Origin of the sequence: Citrobacter tructae (assembly GCF_004684345.1) — a bacterium.
GTDB lineage: Bacteria > Pseudomonadota > Gammaproteobacteria > Enterobacterales > Enterobacteriaceae > Citrobacter > Citrobacter tructae.
This window is the reverse complement of the sequence record NZ_CP038469.1, coordinates 1,142,386-1,159,053: the sequence shown is the minus strand read 5'-3', so window position 1 is coordinate 1,159,053 and position 16,668 is coordinate 1,142,386. Positions and strand designations below refer to the sequence as shown.

General features: G+C 53.1%; 15 protein-coding genes and 1 other annotated feature. Of the genes, 9 read left to right on the top strand and 6 right to left on the bottom strand.

Features of this window, described 5'->3' with window-relative positions:
* Position 1 precedes the first annotated feature (1 nt).
* The 3 genes from trpD to trpL form a co-directional block, all read right to left on the bottom strand.
* Complete coding sequence (trpD, locus tag E4Z61_RS06090; RefSeq protein WP_096756814.1) at positions 2-1,597, bottom strand: bifunctional anthranilate synthase glutamate amidotransferase component TrpG/anthranilate phosphoribosyltransferase TrpD; 1,596 nt, start codon at positions 1,595-1,597, stop codon at positions 2-4.
* Entirely contained in the window at positions 1,597-3,159 is a 1,563-nt protein-coding gene (gene trpE, locus E4Z61_RS06085) for an anthranilate synthase component I (protein WP_135322005.1), read from the bottom strand. The genes trpD and trpE overlap by 1 nt, the downstream gene beginning before the upstream one ends.
* 23 nt (positions 3,160-3,182) lie before the next feature.
* Positions 3,183-3,277 (bottom strand) — a sequence feature (Trp leader region).
* Positions 3,254-3,298: a trp operon leader peptide gene (trpL, locus tag E4Z61_RS24340; protein WP_225622929.1), complete on the bottom strand. Its 45-nt coding sequence runs from the start codon at positions 3,296-3,298 to the stop codon at positions 3,254-3,256. It overlaps the preceding feature by 24 nt.
* A 138-nt stretch (positions 3,299-3,436) precedes the next feature.
* Between trpL and rnm the strand changes: the two genes are divergently transcribed.
* From rnm to rluB, 3 genes are all read left to right on the top strand, one after another.
* Positions 3,437-4,315: an RNase RNM gene (rnm, locus tag E4Z61_RS06075; protein WP_135322004.1), complete on the top strand. Its 879-nt coding sequence runs from the start codon at positions 3,437-3,439 to the stop codon at positions 4,313-4,315.
* Positions 4,312-4,932, top strand: a complete 621-nt coding sequence (locus tag E4Z61_RS06070; RefSeq protein WP_096756817.1) for an L-threonylcarbamoyladenylate synthase — start codon at positions 4,312-4,314, stop codon at positions 4,930-4,932. The genes rnm and E4Z61_RS06070 overlap by 4 nt, the downstream gene beginning before the upstream one ends.
* 100 nt (positions 4,933-5,032) lie before the next feature.
* Complete coding sequence (rluB, locus tag E4Z61_RS06065) at positions 5,033-5,908, top strand: 23S rRNA pseudouridine(2605) synthase RluB (RefSeq protein ID WP_135322003.1); 876 nt, start codon at positions 5,033-5,035, stop codon at positions 5,906-5,908.
* A gap of 41 nt (positions 5,909-5,949) precedes the next feature.
* On the opposite strand, the gene cobO is transcribed toward rluB, so the two are convergent.
* Both cobO and E4Z61_RS06055 read right to left on the bottom strand, forming a co-directional pair.
* Positions 5,950-6,540: a cob(I)yrinic acid a,c-diamide adenosyltransferase gene (cobO, locus tag E4Z61_RS06060; protein ID WP_135322002.1), complete on the bottom strand. Its 591-nt coding sequence runs from the start codon at positions 6,538-6,540 to the stop codon at positions 5,950-5,952.
* Positions 6,537-7,298, bottom strand: a complete 762-nt coding sequence (locus E4Z61_RS06055; protein WP_135322001.1) for a YciK family oxidoreductase — start codon at positions 7,296-7,298, stop codon at positions 6,537-6,539. Before E4Z61_RS06055 ends, cobO begins: the two co-directional genes overlap by 4 nt.
* 221 nt (positions 7,299-7,519) lie before the next feature.
* On the opposite strand from E4Z61_RS06055, the gene sohB reads away from it, so the two are divergent.
* A complete protein-coding gene (sohB, locus tag E4Z61_RS06050; protein ID WP_135322000.1) occupies positions 7,520-8,566 on the top strand; it encodes a protease SohB in 1,047 nt (348 codons plus the stop codon).
* 51 nt (positions 8,567-8,617) lie between these two features.
* Here sohB and E4Z61_RS06045 read toward each other — a convergent pair whose 3' ends face one another.
* Positions 8,618-8,869, bottom strand: a complete 252-nt coding sequence (locus E4Z61_RS06045) for a YciN family protein (protein ID WP_003020616.1) — start codon at positions 8,867-8,869, stop codon at positions 8,618-8,620.
* Between the two features lie 400 nt (positions 8,870-9,269).
* Here E4Z61_RS06045 and topA point away from each other — a divergent pair, with 400 nt between their 5' ends.
* The 5 genes from topA to acnA all read left to right on the top strand — a co-directional run bounded on the left by topA (position 9,270) and on the right by acnA (position 16,608).
* Entirely contained in the window at positions 9,270-11,867 is a 2,598-nt protein-coding gene (topA, locus tag E4Z61_RS06040; RefSeq protein ID WP_135321999.1) for a type I DNA topoisomerase, read from the top strand.
* Positions 11,868-12,062: 195 nt separating this feature from the next.
* Positions 12,063-13,037, top strand: a complete 975-nt coding sequence (gene cysB, locus E4Z61_RS06035; RefSeq protein WP_045443507.1) for an HTH-type transcriptional regulator CysB — start codon at positions 12,063-12,065, stop codon at positions 13,035-13,037.
* 296 nt (positions 13,038-13,333) lie between these two features.
* The gene (locus tag E4Z61_RS06030) at positions 13,334-13,474 is read left to right on the top strand and encodes a YmiA family putative membrane protein (RefSeq protein ID WP_240703875.1); all 141 of its coding nucleotides are present in this window, start codon (positions 13,334-13,336) and stop codon (positions 13,472-13,474) included.
* Positions 13,475-13,476: 2 nt separating this feature from the next.
* Complete coding sequence (locus E4Z61_RS23835; protein ID WP_167817528.1) at positions 13,477-13,638, top strand: hypothetical protein; 162 nt, start codon at positions 13,477-13,479, stop codon at positions 13,636-13,638.
* 294 nt (positions 13,639-13,932) lie between these two features.
* Complete coding sequence (gene acnA / locus E4Z61_RS06025) at positions 13,933-16,608, top strand: aconitate hydratase AcnA (protein ID WP_135321997.1); 2,676 nt, start codon at positions 13,933-13,935, stop codon at positions 16,606-16,608.
* Positions 16,609-16,668: the final 60 nt, after the last annotated feature.

Below are 16,668 nucleotides of genomic sequence, written 5' to 3'. Positions count from 1 at the left end.
TTTACCCTCTTGCTGCCAGCGCAGTGACCCGGTCATAGGCCGCACCGCTACGCAGTACATTAATCACGATTTGTGCGTTGGCTTTTAAATCTTCTTCGCCGTGCAGGCGCATTAACATGGCGACATTCGCCGCCACAGCGGCCTCGTGCGCGGCTTCACCTTTACCTTGTAGCAAGCGACTGAGAATGTCACGGTTTTCTTCCGGCGTGCCGCCCGCCAGCTGTTCCTGGTGGTATGGCGTCAGGCCAAAGTCGTCTGCCGTCAGCTGATAGCTCTTGATTTCGCCGTCATGCAACTCGGCCACAATGGTTGGTGCATGCAGTGAAACTTCATCCATTCCGCCGCTGTGTACCACGGCGGCACGCTGATATCCCAGCACACGCAGCGTTTCGGCAATCGGCAGGACCAGTTCCGGGCTGTAAACGCCGATCAGCGCTAGCGGTGGATGCGCCGGGTTAATCAACGGCCCGAGCACGTTAAACAGCGTGCGGGTTTTGAGCTGCTGGCGAACCGGCATAGCGTGACGAAAACCGGTGTGGTACTTCGGTGCAAACAGGAAACACACACCCAGTTCGTCGAGCGCCAGGCGCGACTTATCAGCATTCATATCCAGATTGATGCCAAAGGCTGCCAGCAGATCCGATGAACCAGACTTACTGGAAACGCTACGGTTGCCGTGTTTCGCCACTTTTAAACCACAGGCTGCGGCGACGAACGCACTGGCGGTGGAAATATTGATACTGTTGCTGCCGTCGCCGCCGGTCCCGACAATATCGGCAAACAGATAGTCCGGACGTGGGAACGGGGCTGCATTTTCCAGCAGGGCGGTCGCCGCACCGGCAATCTCATTAGGATGCTCGCCGCGCACTTTCATACTGACCAATGCGGCAGCAAGCTGTTCCGGCTTCAGTTCACCGCGCACGACCGCAGAGAACAACTGGTGACTCTCTTGCTGAGACAGTGTCTGAGCCTGATACAGTTTCTCCAGAATCGGTTGTAGCGTGTTGGTTTGCTCAAGCTTCTGTTGCGCCCAGGCCAGCGTTTGTTCCAGCAGACGTGCGCCCTGGGTGGTGAGAATTGACTCCGGATGGAACTGGAATCCGCACACGCGGTCAGTGTCGTGACGCACCGCCATCACCATGCCGTTGAAGTGGGCGTTAATGGTTAATCCCGCCGGTACGTTGCTGCCGACCAGTGAATGGTAGCGCGCCACCGGCAGCGGATTAGCCAGACCGGCGAACATCTCCTGGCCGTCGTGTTCAATGCTGGAAGCTTTACCGTGTAGAATTTCACCTGCCTGACCCACATACCCGCCGTAGGCTTCAACAATCGCCTGATGCCCAAGGCAAATACCGATGATCGGCAGCTTGCCGCGCAGTCGGGTCAGTAGCTCCGGCATGCAGCCCGCTTCGCTTGGCGCGCCCGGGCCAGGGGAGAGCATCAGCACCGGGTTTTTCATGGTGGCTAAACGGTCAATTAAGGTCTGCGCCGGGATATGATTACGGTAAATCACCACGTTATGACCGTTGGTACGCAGCTGATCTGCCAAGTTATAAGTAAATGAGTCGATGTTATCGAGCAGCAGAATGTCAGCCATTAGAAAATCTCCTGTGCATGGTGCGCGGTGGCGATAGCACGCAGAACCGCACGCGCTTTATTACGGGTTTCATCGGCTTCAGACTGCGGTACAGAATCCAGAACAATCCCGGCACCAGCCTGCACTGTGGCGATACCGTCTTCCACCAGGGCGGAACGGATCACGATGCAGGTATCCAGGTCGCCATGGGCGGTGAAGTAACCAACCGCACCGCCATAGCTGCCACGGCGACGGCCTTCAGCCTGGGCGATAAGCTGCATGGCGCGAACTTTTGGCGCACCGCTTAGCGTGCCCATGTTCATACAGGCGCGATAAGCATGCAGGACGTCCAGATCGTGACGCAGTTCGCCTACCACGCGGGAAACCAGGTGCATCACGAAGGAATAACGGTCGACTTTGGTGAGGTCAGCAACGTAGCGACTGCCCGGCGTACAGATACGTGCCAGGTCATTACGCGCCAGATCAACTAACATCAGGTGCTCGGAAAGTTCTTTGTGGTCGGTGCGCATTTCCAGTTCAATACGGCTGTCGAGATCGCGATCCAGCGAGCCGTCCGCACGACGACCGCGTGGGCGGGTCCCGGCAATCGGGTAGATTTCAATCTGGCGGCTGGTGGCGTCGTATTTCAGCGAGCTTTCCGGAGAAGCGCCGAACAATGTGAACTCGTTATCCTGCATGAAGAACATGTACGGGCTCGGATTGCTCTTTTTCAGCACATAGTACGCAGCCAGCGGTGACGGACAGGGCAGCGAAAAGCGGCGGGAAGGGACTACCTGGAAAATTTCACCGGCACGAATGGCTTTTTGCATTCCGCGCACCACGGCACCGAACTCTTCATCGCTCTGATTACACTCGCAGCGCATTTCCGGAACCTCAATAACAGGCAGTGGCGGCGCGGGTTCAGTTAACTGCTGGCTCAACTGCGCCAGACGGCTGGTCAGACGCTGTTTTTCGTCCTCGCAGGGGGTGAATACGCTGGCCTGAATGCGGGTGCTTTTTTTCTGGTGGTCAATGACCATCAGCGTTTCAGCAAGATAAAAACAGTAGTCAGGGCAACGGTTGCCGGCTTCAAGCTGGGGTAAATCTTCGAATCCGGCGACCAGATCGTAGGAAAACAAACCGCCGAAGAACATGGCTTCACGTTCCTGATCTGGCACGTTAACCAGTTCCTGCATTAAACGGAACGTATCAAATACCGACAGGGAACATAAACGGGCATCTTCATCCAGCAGTGGGCTGACGGCTGGGAAACGCAGCTTGCGGGCGTTCGGTTGTTGTTCGTTTTCAACCCCCGTTGGCAGGGCGGTATCCAACAGCGGGAGCAGGGAGGCGCCATTCGCTGATAATGCCTGGATGGTGACAGTGTCACCTAATGCAGTAATGCGCAATGCACTGTCAACCAGCAGCAGACTCTTCAGATCGTCCTTGCTGTCGATATCGGCGGATTCCAGTAACAACGTCGCCGGGCGTGCGCCGCAGACCTGATGAAACAGCGCGGTCGGGTTCTCACGGTAGGCGGCTTCACAGGCCAGCAGTTCGAGTGTCGGTTTTTGTGTTTGCATCGTTATTCTCATTAATTTTGTTCAAAAAAAAGCCCGCTCAGTTGGCGGGCCGGGTATCTGGTTGCATATTGCAGACGTAAGACACTGCCCGAAATCAGGAAGTGCGCCACCAACCGTGCAGGACATATGTTGCTTTCATCTCAGATACCTTTTTCTTCATGTGAACTTGCGTACTAGTTAACTAGTTCGATGGAATAAAGTCAACACCTGATTTCAGTAAATTTGTCGAAAACGCTATGATGGGCGTGATACGACATTTATTGAAACGGGAGCCGCCTTGAGCGACACGAATTACGCAGTGATTTATGACCTGCACAGTCATACAACGGCGTCCGACGGACGGTTGACGCCTGAAGCGTTGGTACACCGTGCGGTAGAGATGCGAGTCGGGACACTGGCGATTACCGATCATGACACCACGGCAGCGATTCCGGCGGCAAGAGAAGAAATTTCACGTTCAGGTTTAGCGTTGAATTTGATAGCCGGCGTTGAAATTTCCACGGTCTGGGAAAACCACGAGATCCATATTGTCGGTTTGAATATTGATATCGCTCACCCCATGATGCGTGAATTCCTGGCAGAGCAAACGGCGCGTCGTCAGCAGCGCGCACAGCTAATTGCTGAGCGACTGGACAAAGCGCATATCCCGGGCGCGTGGGAAGGGGCGTTGCGTCTGGCTGACGGTGGAGCCGTCACGCGAGGCCATTTTGCCCGGTTCCTGGTCGAGAGCGGCAAAGCGACAACCATTGCCGACGTGTTTAAAAAATACCTTGCGCGTGGGAAAACCGGTTACGTTCCGCCACAGTGGTGTACAATAGAACAAGCTATTGATGTCATTCATCATTCTGGCGGTAAGGCGGTGCTGGCTCATCCTGGTCGGTACGATCTTAGCGCTAAGTGGCTGAAAAGACTGGTTGCATATTTTGCCGAACATCACGGTGACGCGATGGAAGTGGCACAGTGTCAACAGTCTCCCAATGAGCGTACCCATTTGGCGACCCTGGCGCGTCAGCACCAGTTGTGGGCATCACAAGGATCTGATTTTCATCAGCCGTGTCCGTGGATTGAATTGGGTCGTAAGCTCTGGTTGCCCGCAGGCGTTGAAGGCGTCTGGCAACTCTGGGAACAGCCCGAGACCACAGAGAGGAAAATATGAGTCAGTTTTTTTATATCCACCCTGATAACCCACAGCAACGACTGATCAATCAGGCCGTTGAAATTGTGCGTAAAGGTGGGGTGATCGTGTATCCCACCGATTCAGGCTACGCGCTGGGCTGTAAAATCGAAGATAAAGGGGCGATGGAGCGCATTTGCCGTATCCGCCATCTGCCTGATGGACACAACTTCACGCTGATGTGCCGTGACCTGTCCGAGCTGTCGACCTATTCGTTCGTGGACAACGTCGCCTTTCGTTTAATTAAAAACAATACGCCGGGCAACTACACCTTCATCCTGAAAGGGACGAAAGAAGTGCCGCGCCGACTGCTGCAGGAAAAACGTAAAACCATCGGTCTGCGCGTACCGTCCAATCCGATTGCGTTGGCATTGCTGGAAGCGCTGGGCGAACCCATGCTCTCCACCTCGCTGATGCTGCCGGGCAGTGAATTTACTGAGTCAGATCCCGAAGAGATCAAAGATCGTCTGGAGAAGCAGGTTGATTTGATCATCCACGGCGGTTACCTCGGTCAGCAGCCAACCACGGTGATTGATTTAACCGATGATTCGCCGGTGGTGTTGCGTGAAGGCGTCGGCGACGTTAAACCTTTCTTATAAGGGCGCAACTCGGTATACTACGCGGCCTTAAAATGGCGCTGACTGGCGCCGTTGATTCTCCTGTTCGACGCCTGTGAAGGCGACACCTAAAGGAAGCTCTATGAGCGAAAAGTTACAAAAAGTGCTGGCGCGCGCTGGCCACGGCTCTCGCCGTGAAATTGAAACCATTATTGCAGCAGGTCGCGTAAGCGTTGACGGCAAAATTGCCACGCTTGGCGATCGCGTTGAAGTCACTCCGGGTCTGAAAATCCGTATCGACGGTCATCTGATTTCGGTGAAAGAATCAGCAGAACAAATCTGTCGTGTTCTGGCGTATTACAAGCCGGAAGGCGAACTGTGTACGCGTAACGACCCGGAAGGTCGTCCGACCGTCTTTGATCGCCTGCCAAAACTGCGCGATGCGCGCTGGATTGCCGTGGGGCGTCTGGACGTGAATACCTGTGGTTTACTGCTGTTCACCACCGACGGTGAACTGGCGAACCGTCTGATGCATCCGAGCCGTGAAGTTGAACGTGAATACGCAGTGCGCGTGTTTGGTCAGGTTGATGAAACGAAACTGCGTGACCTGAGCCGTGGCGTACAGCTGGAAGATGGTCCGGCTGCATTTAAAACCATCAAATTCAGCGGTGGTGAAGGGATTAACCAGTGGTATAACGTCACGTTGACCGAAGGGCGTAACCGTGAAGTGCGTCGCCTGTGGGAAGCCGTTGGCGTGCAGGTAAGCCGCCTGATCCGTGTGCGTTACGGTGACATTCCGCTGCCGAAAGGTCTGCCACGCGGCGGCTGGACGGAGCTTGATCTCGCGCAGACTAACTATCTGCGTCAACTGGTGGAGCTGCAGCCGGAAACCAGCTCTAAAGTTGCCGTTGAGAAAGATCGTCGTCGAATGAAGGCGAACCAGATCCGCCGTGCGGTTAAGCGTCACACCCAGGTGGGCAGTAGCCGTCGTCCGGGTGGTCGCAACAACAACGGTTAATCTACTGTGGTTGTGAACAAAAGGGCCCATCGGGCCCTTTTTTAATAATCAATGCCCATCTGCGCTTTAATACCCGCTTCAAAGGCGTGCTTGACCGGGCGCAACTCGCTGACCGTGTCGGCTAACTCCAGAATATCGCGATGACATCCCCGACCGGTAATAATTACTGTTTGGTGTGAAGGGCGGGCGCTTAAGGCGCTGAGCACCTCTTCCAGCGGCAGATAGTCATATGCCACCATATAGGTCAACTCGTCCAGCACCACCATATCCAGCTCTGAATCGGCCAGCATGCGCTTACCGTGTTCCCACACGGCCAGGCAGGCTGCAGTGTCCGAATCTCGATTTTGCGTCTCCCAGGTGAACCCCGTCGCCATCACCTGAAACTCTACGCCATGAGGTTCCAGTAAGTTTCGTTCGCCGTTGGGCCACGTCCCTTTAATGAACTGCACCACGCCGACTTTTTTACCGTGACCGACCGCGCGCGTGGCGGTACCAAATGCGGCGGTGGTTTTCCCCTTACCGTTGCCGGTAAAGACGATGATGATGCCGCGCTCGTCCTTTGCGGCGGCAACGCGGGCGTCAACCCGGTCTTTTACGCGCTGCTGGCGCTGTTGATAACGTTCTTCACTCATTGGGCGATTCCTGGTTTACGGCCCGGCTGGGCGTCGAAGGTCATACCGGTTTTACGGCGGCTGTCGTCGCCCATCAGCCACAGGTACAGCGGCATAATGTCGGCGGGCGTTTTTAATTTTTGCGGATCTTCTGTCGGGAATGCGCTGGCTCGCATGTCGGTGCGCGTGCCGCCTGGATTAATGCAGTTTACGCGCAAATGACGGTTTTGATACTCGTCCGCCAGTACTTGCATCATACCTTCGGTGGCAAACTTGGAGGTGGCATAGGCTCCCCAGTTGGCTCGTCCCTGACGACCGACGCTGGATGAGGTAAAGACCAGCGATCCGGAATCAGACTTAAGCAACAGTGGGAGTAGCGCCTGAGTAAGCATAAAGGTGGCATTGACGTTCACCTGCATCACCTCCTGCCAGACCTGCGGGTTTTGTTCGCTCATCGGGCAGATTTCACCCAGTAACCCGGCATTGTGCAATACACCATCCAGCCGCGGGTAATGGGCGGCGATACGCTGCGCCAGTTGGTGACATTCTGCGGATGTGCAGGTCAGCAGATCCAGCGTAAACCACTGTGCGGGCGTGCCATTTTCTACGGCAACCACCTCGGCGACCTGACGGAGTTTATCTTCATTGCGCCCGAGCAGAATCACGGTCGCGCCGTAGCGGGCATAGGTCAGCGCAGCTTCGCGGCCAATGCCATCACTGGCTCCGGTGACCAGGATAATGCGATCCTGTAGCAGATCTTGTTTAGGTTGGTAATGCACGGCTACTCCTCGGCGACGCTCTGGCCATCCCGTTTTCGATAACTTGTCGGCTTTATGCCTTAAACCCTGCTATTTTTCAATCAGCCAAAGGTAATAACACCGTAAAATGAACGCTTTGTCATGCTTTTTACGGAATACCATGCGGATGGATGAAGCAAGACGGGCTAACATGCCTGTTGTACACTGAGCGAAAGTAGCGTTGTTTAACCAAGGTGGGACTCGTGGAATTGTTGTCTGAATATGGGCTGTTTTTGGCAAAAATCGTCACGGTGGTGTTGGCGATTGCGGTGATTGTCATGCTGATCGTTAACGCGACACAACGTAAGCGTCAGCGCGGGGAGCTACGGGTCATCAATCTCAGTGAACAATATAAAGAGATGAAAGAAGACCTGGCGATGTCTTTGCTGGACAGCCACCAACAAAAGTTCTGGCATAAGGCGCAGAAAAAAAAGCACAAGCTGGAAGCGAAGGCGGCCAAAGCTAAAGCGAAACTGGGGGAGAGTACATCGTCGGGTAAACCGCGCGTCTGGGTGCTTGATTTTAAAGGCAGCATGGATGCCCATGAAGTCAGCGCGCTGCGGGAAGAGGTGACGGCGGTGCTGGCGGTGGTAAAACCGCAGGATCAGGTGGTTATTCGTCTGGAAAGTCCCGGCGGCGTAGTCCATGGCTATGGGTTGGCGGCATCGCAATTGCAGCGCCTGCGCGATAAGCAGATCCCACTCACGGTGACGGTCGATAAAGTCGCCGCTAGCGGCGGATACATGATGGCCTGCGTGGCCGACAAAATTGTCTCAGCGCCGTTTGCTATTGTGGGCTCAATTGGCGTGGTGGCGCAGATCCCTAACTTTAACCGTTTTCTGAAAGGCAAAGATATTGATATTGAGCTGCATACTGCCGGGCAGTACAAACGCACGCTGACGCTGCTCGGTGAGAATACAGAAGAGGGACGACAGAAGTTCCGCGAAGACCTGAACGAAACGCATCACCTGTTTAAAGATTTTGTGCATCGCATGCGCCCGACTCTGGACATTGAACAGGTTGCCACCGGAGAGCACTGGTTCGGTCAACAGGCGCTGGAAAATGGGCTGGTGGATGAGATTAATACCAGCGACGAGGTGATCCTGAGTTTGATGGAAGGTCGCGAAGTGCTTAACGTACGCTATCTGCAGCGTAAGAAACTGATGGACCGTTTCACCGGGAGCGCGGCTGAAAGCGCCGACCGCTTGCTGCTGCGTTGGTGGCAGCGTGGACAAAAACCACTGTTGTAAGCTTTAAGACTCTATAACTGAAAACGCGAGGCCTGTGCCTCGCGTTTTACATTAATCGATCAGGTGATACTTTTCAGAAAGGACATGCGCCAGATGTTTAAACATATTAAACACCGCTGTGCTTTTGGGCGTTGGTAGCCCTTGCTCGTCTAAAAAGTAATCTCCGCTGAAAACCAGCACGCCATTGCGCTGCGTGACGCCGGTGGCGACAATCCCCGCCAGCGTGTCCTCATGCTCACGAATGATTTTGTTGGCTTCAATCAGCAGCGTTTCGCGATCGATGGGTTGAGTGTCTTTATGCATTATTTACTCCTTAAACAAGGACATTAGTCTACGCCGAGCCCGCCTTATGGGCAAATATTCCCTGATAAAAACGGGGGGCTTATATCAGTGTCGCGACTGGCGAGATTTGTTTTTGCATGCTAATAAAGTTGCGTAACGCATTTTATCAGGTACAGTGTGACGCTTTCGTCAATCTGGCAACAGATTTGCTTGACATTCGACCAATATTCCGTCGTGCTTTAGCGTTTTCGTGAAAAAAATCCTGTTAACTCAGCTACATGGGGATTACATTACGAATGCGTAATCAGTACTAGGGGTTGATATCCGCCGACGCAGAGACCATATCTATGTCTCGTCGCCAGTGGAAGGTGAATCAACGCGCGACGCATTCCTGGAAGAATCAAATTAGGTAAAGGTGAATATGGGTAAAGCTCTTGTCATCGTTGAGTCCCCGGCAAAAGCCAAAACGATCAACAAGTATCTGGGTAATGACTACGTGGTGAAATCCAGCGTCGGTCATATCCGTGATTTGCCGACCAGTGGCTCAGCAACTAAAAAGAGCGCCGACTCAACCTCCACCAAAACGGCTAAAAAGCCCAAAAAGGATGAACGTGGCGCTCTCGTCAACCGTATGGGGGTTGACCCGTGGCACAACTGGGATGCGCGCTATGAAGTGCTGCCCGGTAAAGAGAAGGTCGTCTCTGAACTGAAACAACTGGCTGAAAAAGCCGACCACATCTATCTCGCAACCGACCTTGACCGCGAAGGGGAAGCCATTGCATGGCACCTGCGGGAAGTTATCGGGGGCGACGACACCCGCTACAGTCGCGTGGTGTTTAATGAAATCACCAAAAATGCGATTCAGCAGGCGTTTGAAAAGCCGGGTGAACTGAATATTGACCGTGTAAATGCTCAACAGGCGCGCCGCTTTATGGACCGCGTAGTGGGTTACATGGTTTCGCCACTGCTGTGGAAAAAGATTGCCCGTGGCCTGTCTGCCGGTCGCGTACAGTCGGTAGCTGTGCGTCTGGTGGTTGAACGTGAGCGTGAGATCAAGGCGTTCGTTCCGGAAGAGTTCTGGGAAGTTGATGCCAGCACTACGACGCCTTCCGGTGATGCGTTACCGCTGGAAGTGACGCACCACAATGATAAGCCGTTCCGTCCCGTTAACCGCGAACAGACGCTTGCCGCAGTAAGTTTGCTGGAAAAAGCACGTTACAGCGTGCTGGAGCGTGAAGATAAGCCGACCAGCAGCAAACCTGGCGCGCCGTTCATCACCTCAACGCTGCAACAGGCTGCCAGCACCCGTCTGGGATTTGGCGTGAAGAAAACCATGATGATGGCACAGCGCTTGTATGAAGCGGGCTATATCACCTATATGCGTACTGACTCAACCAACCTGAGCCAGGATGCCGTTTCTATGGTCCGTGATTACATCGGCGAAAACTTTGGTAAAAAGTATCTGCCGGAGAGCGCGAACCAGTACGCCAGTAAAGAAAACTCGCAGGAAGCGCACGAAGCCATCCGCCCTTCAGATGTCGCCGTACAGGCAGAATCGCTGAAAGATATGGAAGCTGACGCGCAAAAACTGTATCAGCTTATCTGGCGTCAGTTTGTCGCCTGTCAGATGACGCCTGCCAAATATGACTCCACCACGCTGACCGTTGGCGCGGGTGATTACCGTCTGAAGGCGCGCGGGCGTATTTTGCGTTTCGATGGCTGGACAAAAGTGATGCCAGCACTGCGTAAAGGCGATGAAGATCGCATCTTACCGGCAGTGGATAAAGGCGATGTGCTGACATTGGTCGAACTGACGCCAGCGCAGCACTTTACCAAACCGCCAGCGCGCTTCAGCGAAGCGTCACTGGTTAAAGAGCTTGAAAAACGCGGTATTGGTCGTCCATCTACCTATGCGTCGATCATCTCTACGATTCAGGATCGCGGCTATGTCCGTGTTGAGAACCGTCGTTTCTACGCAGAAAAAATGGGCGAAATCGTCACCGACCGTCTGGAAGAGAACTTCCGCGAATTGATGAACTACGATTTCACCGCGCAGATGGAAAACAGTCTCGACCAGGTGGCGAAGCACGAAGCCGAGTGGAAGGGTGTGCTCGACAACTTCTTCAGTGATTTTACTCAGCAGCTTGATAAAGCCGAGAAAGATCCTGAAGAGGGCGGTATGCGCCCGAACCAGATGGTGCTGACCAGCATCGACTGTCCAACCTGTAGTCGTCAGATGGGTATCCGTACCGCCAGTACCGGCGTTTTCCTTGGCTGTTCTGGTTACGCGCTTTCTCCGAAAGAACGTTGTAAAACCACCATTAACCTGGTGCCGGAAAACGAAGTGCTGAACGTGCTGGAAGGCGACGACGCGGAAACCAACGCCTTACGTGCGAAACGTCGCTGCCAGAAGTGCGGCACGGCAATGGACAGCTACCTTATCGATCCAAAACGTAAGTTGCATGTGTGTGGTAATAACCCAACCTGCGACGGCTATGAAATCGAAGAGGGTGAGTTCCGGATCAAGGGTTACGATGGTCCGATCGTAGAGTGCGAGAAATGTGGTTCTGAAATGCATCTGAAAATGGGGCGTTTTGGTAAGTACATGGCGTGTACTAACGACGAGTGTAAAAACACCCGTAAGATCCTGCGTAACGGCGAGGTCGCGCCACCGAAAGAAGATCCGGTTCCGCTGCCAGAATTGCCGTGTGAAAAATCGGACGCGTATTTCGTGTTACGTGATGGTGCAGCAGGTATTTTCCTGGCCGCTAACACCTTCCCGAAATCTCGTGAGACGCGTGCGCCGTTAGTGGAAGAGCTGTACCGCTTCCGCGATCGTCTGCCGGAAAAACTGCGCTACCTTGCGGATGCGCCGCAGACCGATCCGGATGGCAACAAATCGATGGTGCGTTTTAGTCGTAAAACCAAGCAGCAGTATGTTGCTGCTGAGAAAGACGGCAAAGCGACCGGCTGGTCCGCGTTCTTCGTTGACGGTAAATGGGTAGAAGGTAAGAAGTAACAGCCTGACAGCTGAACTTCTCCTGAAAGGGTCGCGTAAGCGGCCCTTTTTTATAGCGGGCGGTATCTATACAGCTCAGATTAAAATGATATAGTGGTTATAGTTAACAAACTTTTTATTATTAAATCGTATTAGCAGCGCGATACCGCCTGCGTATAAACGATGGTCTGATGCCGCTAATCTGGATGGTCTAAAATGAAATTACAGCAGCTTCGCTATATTGTTGAGGTGGTTAACCACAACCTTAATGTCTCCTCAACGGCCGAAGGGCTTTATACCTCTCAGCCGGGTATCAGTAAGCAAGTTCGTATGCTGGAAGACGAGCTGGGTATTCAGATTTTTGCCCGCAGCGGTAAGCACCTGACGCAGGTTACCCCGGCAGGGCAGGAAGTCATTCGTATTGCGCGCGAAGTGCTGTCTAAAGTAGATGCCATTAAGTCGGTTGCCGGTGAACATACCTGGCCGGACAAAGGCTCGCTGTATATTGCGACAACCCATACCCAGGCTCGCTATGCGCTGCCAAACGTGATTAAAGGCTTTATTGAGCGCTACCCCCGTGTCTCTTTGCATATGCATCAGGGGTCACCGACGCAAATTGCGGAAGCGGTGTCGAAAGGCAATGCGGATTTTGCCATTGCGACCGAAGCGCTGCACTTGTACGACGATCTGGTGATGCTGCCGTGTTACCACTGGAATCGCTCGATTGTCGTCACGCCGGATCATCCGCTGGCGGGCAAATCTTCCGTGTCGATCGAAGAACTGGCGCAATACCCGCTGGTGACTTACACCTTTGGTTTTACCGGGCGTTCAGAGCTGGACACTGCGTTTAACCGGGCGGGCCTGGAGCCTCGAATTGTCTTTACCGCGACCGACGCTGATGTCATTAAAACCTACGTAAGACTCGGGCTGGGCGTGGGCGTGATTGCCAGCATGGCGGTCGATCCTGTTTCCGATCCGGATCTGGTACGCGTTGACGCGCATGATGTCTTCAGTCATAGCACCACCAAAATCGGTTTTCGTCGCAGCACGTTCCTGCGTAGTTACATGTATGATTTTATTCAACGTTTTGCACCACATCTGACGCGCGACGTGGTGGATACTGCGGTTGCGTTACGATCTAACGATGACATTGAAGCGATGTTTAAAGATATTAAATTGCCTGAGAAATAATAATGGTTCAGACATCGTCGGTATCTCTACAGGTTAAGAGATACCGACTGGTGAGTCTGAATTAATTATATTAACCATATATTTCTTATGGGTAATTTACGGTAAAGTAGTTTTAAATTAGAAAGGCTGCCCAAAACCCTGTCAAATATTTATATCGGATCAAACAATTGATTTATTCATCCGTCAGAATTCGAAAATTAACTGGCTTTTTTACGCTATTTTCTTTAGGATTTCTCTCATCTGGTGATTAGTTGTACCAATCGTTTGGTGCTAATATGATAAGTGATTTCGATAGTCTGAGGTTAGCGATGCCTTCTGGAAACCAGCCTGCACGCCGGGATCCCGCGCTGAAACGTAAAGCATGGTTCACGGTCTTTATTGGTTCCGTCCTGTTCTGGATTGTGGTTGCGCTGGTGATTTGGAACGTGTGGGGTTAACCATGTCCATCCAGGAGCAGCAATCCGCGACTACACCCTCTCAGCATGACAATGAGCACGCGCAGGAGTCGACCCCTGAATATGGGAAAAATATTCCAGGTGCGTGGCAACTTTCTCCGCAACAGCGGGCTTTTATTGAACTGTTCGATGAAGACGAAGAATAGAAGCAATAATCAACACGTGTTTTATACTCATTCTAATTAACCCATCATATTGAATGGCCTTAATTGCCGGCCAACTGGCCGCGTATAAAACAGTGAATTACCGGCGGCGTATATCATTGTGCCGCAATTGGGTAACGTCCTCCCTCACGTCTTAATTCTCTTTTACCGTCATTTACGGCCCTCTGCTTTTATCAATTTGAGTTGTTATCAAAACGTTACATTTTGTTTGTGTTATCTTTAATACTAACCCTGAGAAAAATCAGGGGATCCCACCCTGTCATTTAAGGAGGAGCTATGTCGTCGACCCTACGCGAAGCCAGTAAGGACACATTGCAGGTTAAAGATAAAACCTACCGCTACTACAGTTTGCCTCTGGCTGCCAAATCACTGGGCGATATCACCCGGCTGCCCAAATCGCTAAAAGTCTTGCTGGAAAACCTGCTGCGCTGGCAGGACGGTAACTCGGTTACCGAAGAAGATATTCATTCTCTGGCGCGATGGCTGGACAATGCCCATGCCAATCGCGAAATTGCTTATCGACCCACCCGCGTGCTGATGCAGGATTTTACTGGCGTCCCAGCGGTGGTCGATCTGGCGGCCATGCGCGAAGCGGTTAAACGCCTTGGCGGCGATACGTCGAAAGTGAACCCGCTTTCACCTGTTGATCTCGTGATTGACCACTCGGTGACGGTGGATCGCTTCGGTGACGATGATGCTTTCGAAGAGAACGTTCGCCTGGAAATGGAGCGTAATCACGAGCGCTATGTGTTTCTGAAATGGGGCCAGCAGGCGTTCAGTCGCTTCAGCGTTGTACCGCCGGGTACGGGGATCTGCCATCAGGTTAACCTCGAATACCTGGGAAAAGCTGTGTGGAGTGAATTGCAGGATGGCGAGTGGGTGGCATACCCGGACACGCTGGTCGGTACTGACTCCCATACCACGATGATTAACGGCCTTGGCGTACTGGGGTGGGGTGTTGGCGGGATTGAGGCAGAAGCCGCCATGCTGGGGCAACCCGTTTCGATGCTGATCCCGGATGTTGTGGGCTTCAAACTGGACGGGAAACTGCGTGAGGGGATTACCGCTACCGATCTGGTCCTGACCGTTACCCAAATGCTGCGTAAACACGGCGTGGTCGGAAAATTTGTTGAATTCTATGGTGATGGTCTTGATACCCTTCCGCTGGCTGACCGTGCCACCATCGCCAATATGGCCCCGGAATATGGCGCGACCTGCGGGTTCTTCCCAATTGATGGTGTGACGCTCGAATACATGCGTCTGAGCGGTCGCAGCGAAGAGCAAGTTTTGCTGGTCGAGTCCTACGCTAAAGTGCAGGGGATGTGGCGTAATACTGGCGATACACCAGTCTTTACCAGCTCGTTGGTACTGGATATGGCCGACGTGGAAGCCAGTCTGGCTGGACCGAAGCGTCCGCAGGATCGGGTTGCACTGGGGGATGTCCCGCAAGCATTTGCGGCGAGCAATGAGCTCGAGGTCAACAGTTCGCAGAAAGATCGCCAGCCTGTGGACTACGTTATGCATGGTCATCAATACCAGTTGCCTGACGGCGCTGTGGTGATTGCGGCCATTACCTCCTGTACCAATACTTCAAACCCGAGCGTGTTGATGGCGGCGGGTTTACTGGCGAAAAAAGCGGTCACTCTTGGGCTGAAACGTCAGCCGTGGGTAAAAGCCTCGCTGGCGCCAGGATCGAAGGTGGTTTCTGACTATCTGGCACAGGCTCGACTGACCCCGTATCTCGATGAGCTGGGGTTTAATCTGGTCGGTTACGGCTGTACTACTTGTATTGGCAACTCCGGTCCGTTACCCGATCCGATTGAAACGGCCATTAAAAAAGGCGATCTGACTGTGGGGGCGGTGTTATCTGGTAACCGTAACTTTGAAGGACGTATTCATCCGTTGGTGAAAACGAACTGGCTGGCGTCTCCGCCGCTGGTGGTGGCCTACGCGCTGGCGGGCAATATGAACATCAATCTGACCAAAGATCCGCTCGGTCATGATCAAAAAGGTGATCCTGTTTATCTAAAAGATATCTGGCCTTCTGCTCGAGAAATTGCCCGTGCAGTTGAACAGGTATCTACGGAAATGTTCCATAAAGAGTATGCGGAAGTGTTCGAAGGCACGCCGGAATGGAAGGCGATCAATGTTGATCGTGCCGACACCTACGGCTGGCAGTCTGACTCGACCTACATTCGCCTGTCGCCGTTCTTTGATGGTATGCAGGCTACGCCGGACCCGGTACAGGATATTCATGGTGCGCGTATTCTGGCGATGTTAGGGGACTCGGTGACGACCGATCATATTTCACCTGCCGGCAGTATCAAGGCGGATAGCCCGGCAGGACGTTATCTGCAGAGTCACGGTGTCGAGCGCCGGGATTTTAACTCCTATGGTTCGCGACGTGGAAATCATGAAGTGATGATGCGTGGCACATTTGCCAACATTCGTATTCGCAATGAAATGGTTCCGGGTATTGAAGGGGGCATGACCCGCCATTTGCCCGGGATGGAAGTTATTGCTATTTACGACGCAGCCATGCGTTATCAGCAGGAGAACGTTCCACTGGCGGTGATTGCCGGGAAGGAGTACGGTTCTGGTTCCAGTCGCGACTGGGCCGCGAAAGGCCCGCGTTTACTGGGTATTCGCGTGGTCATCGCGGAATCGTTTGAACGTATCCACCGTTCTAACCTGATTGGTATGGGGATTTTGCCGCTGGAATTCCCGCAAGGCGTTACGCGCAAAACGCTGAGACTCACCGGTGAGGAAGCCATTGATATTACTGATTTGCAAAATATTAAACCGGGGGCCACCATTCCGGTTAATATGGTGCGTGCGGATGGCAGCAAAGAGGTGATTTTGTGCCGTTGTCGCATCGATACCGCCACGGAGTTAACTTACTACCAGAACGACGGTATTTTGCACTATGTAATTCGTAATATGCTGAATTAAAAATGAAAAAGCCTGCGAGAGCAGGCTTTTTATATGGTAGAAAACGTGCAATTATTTGGC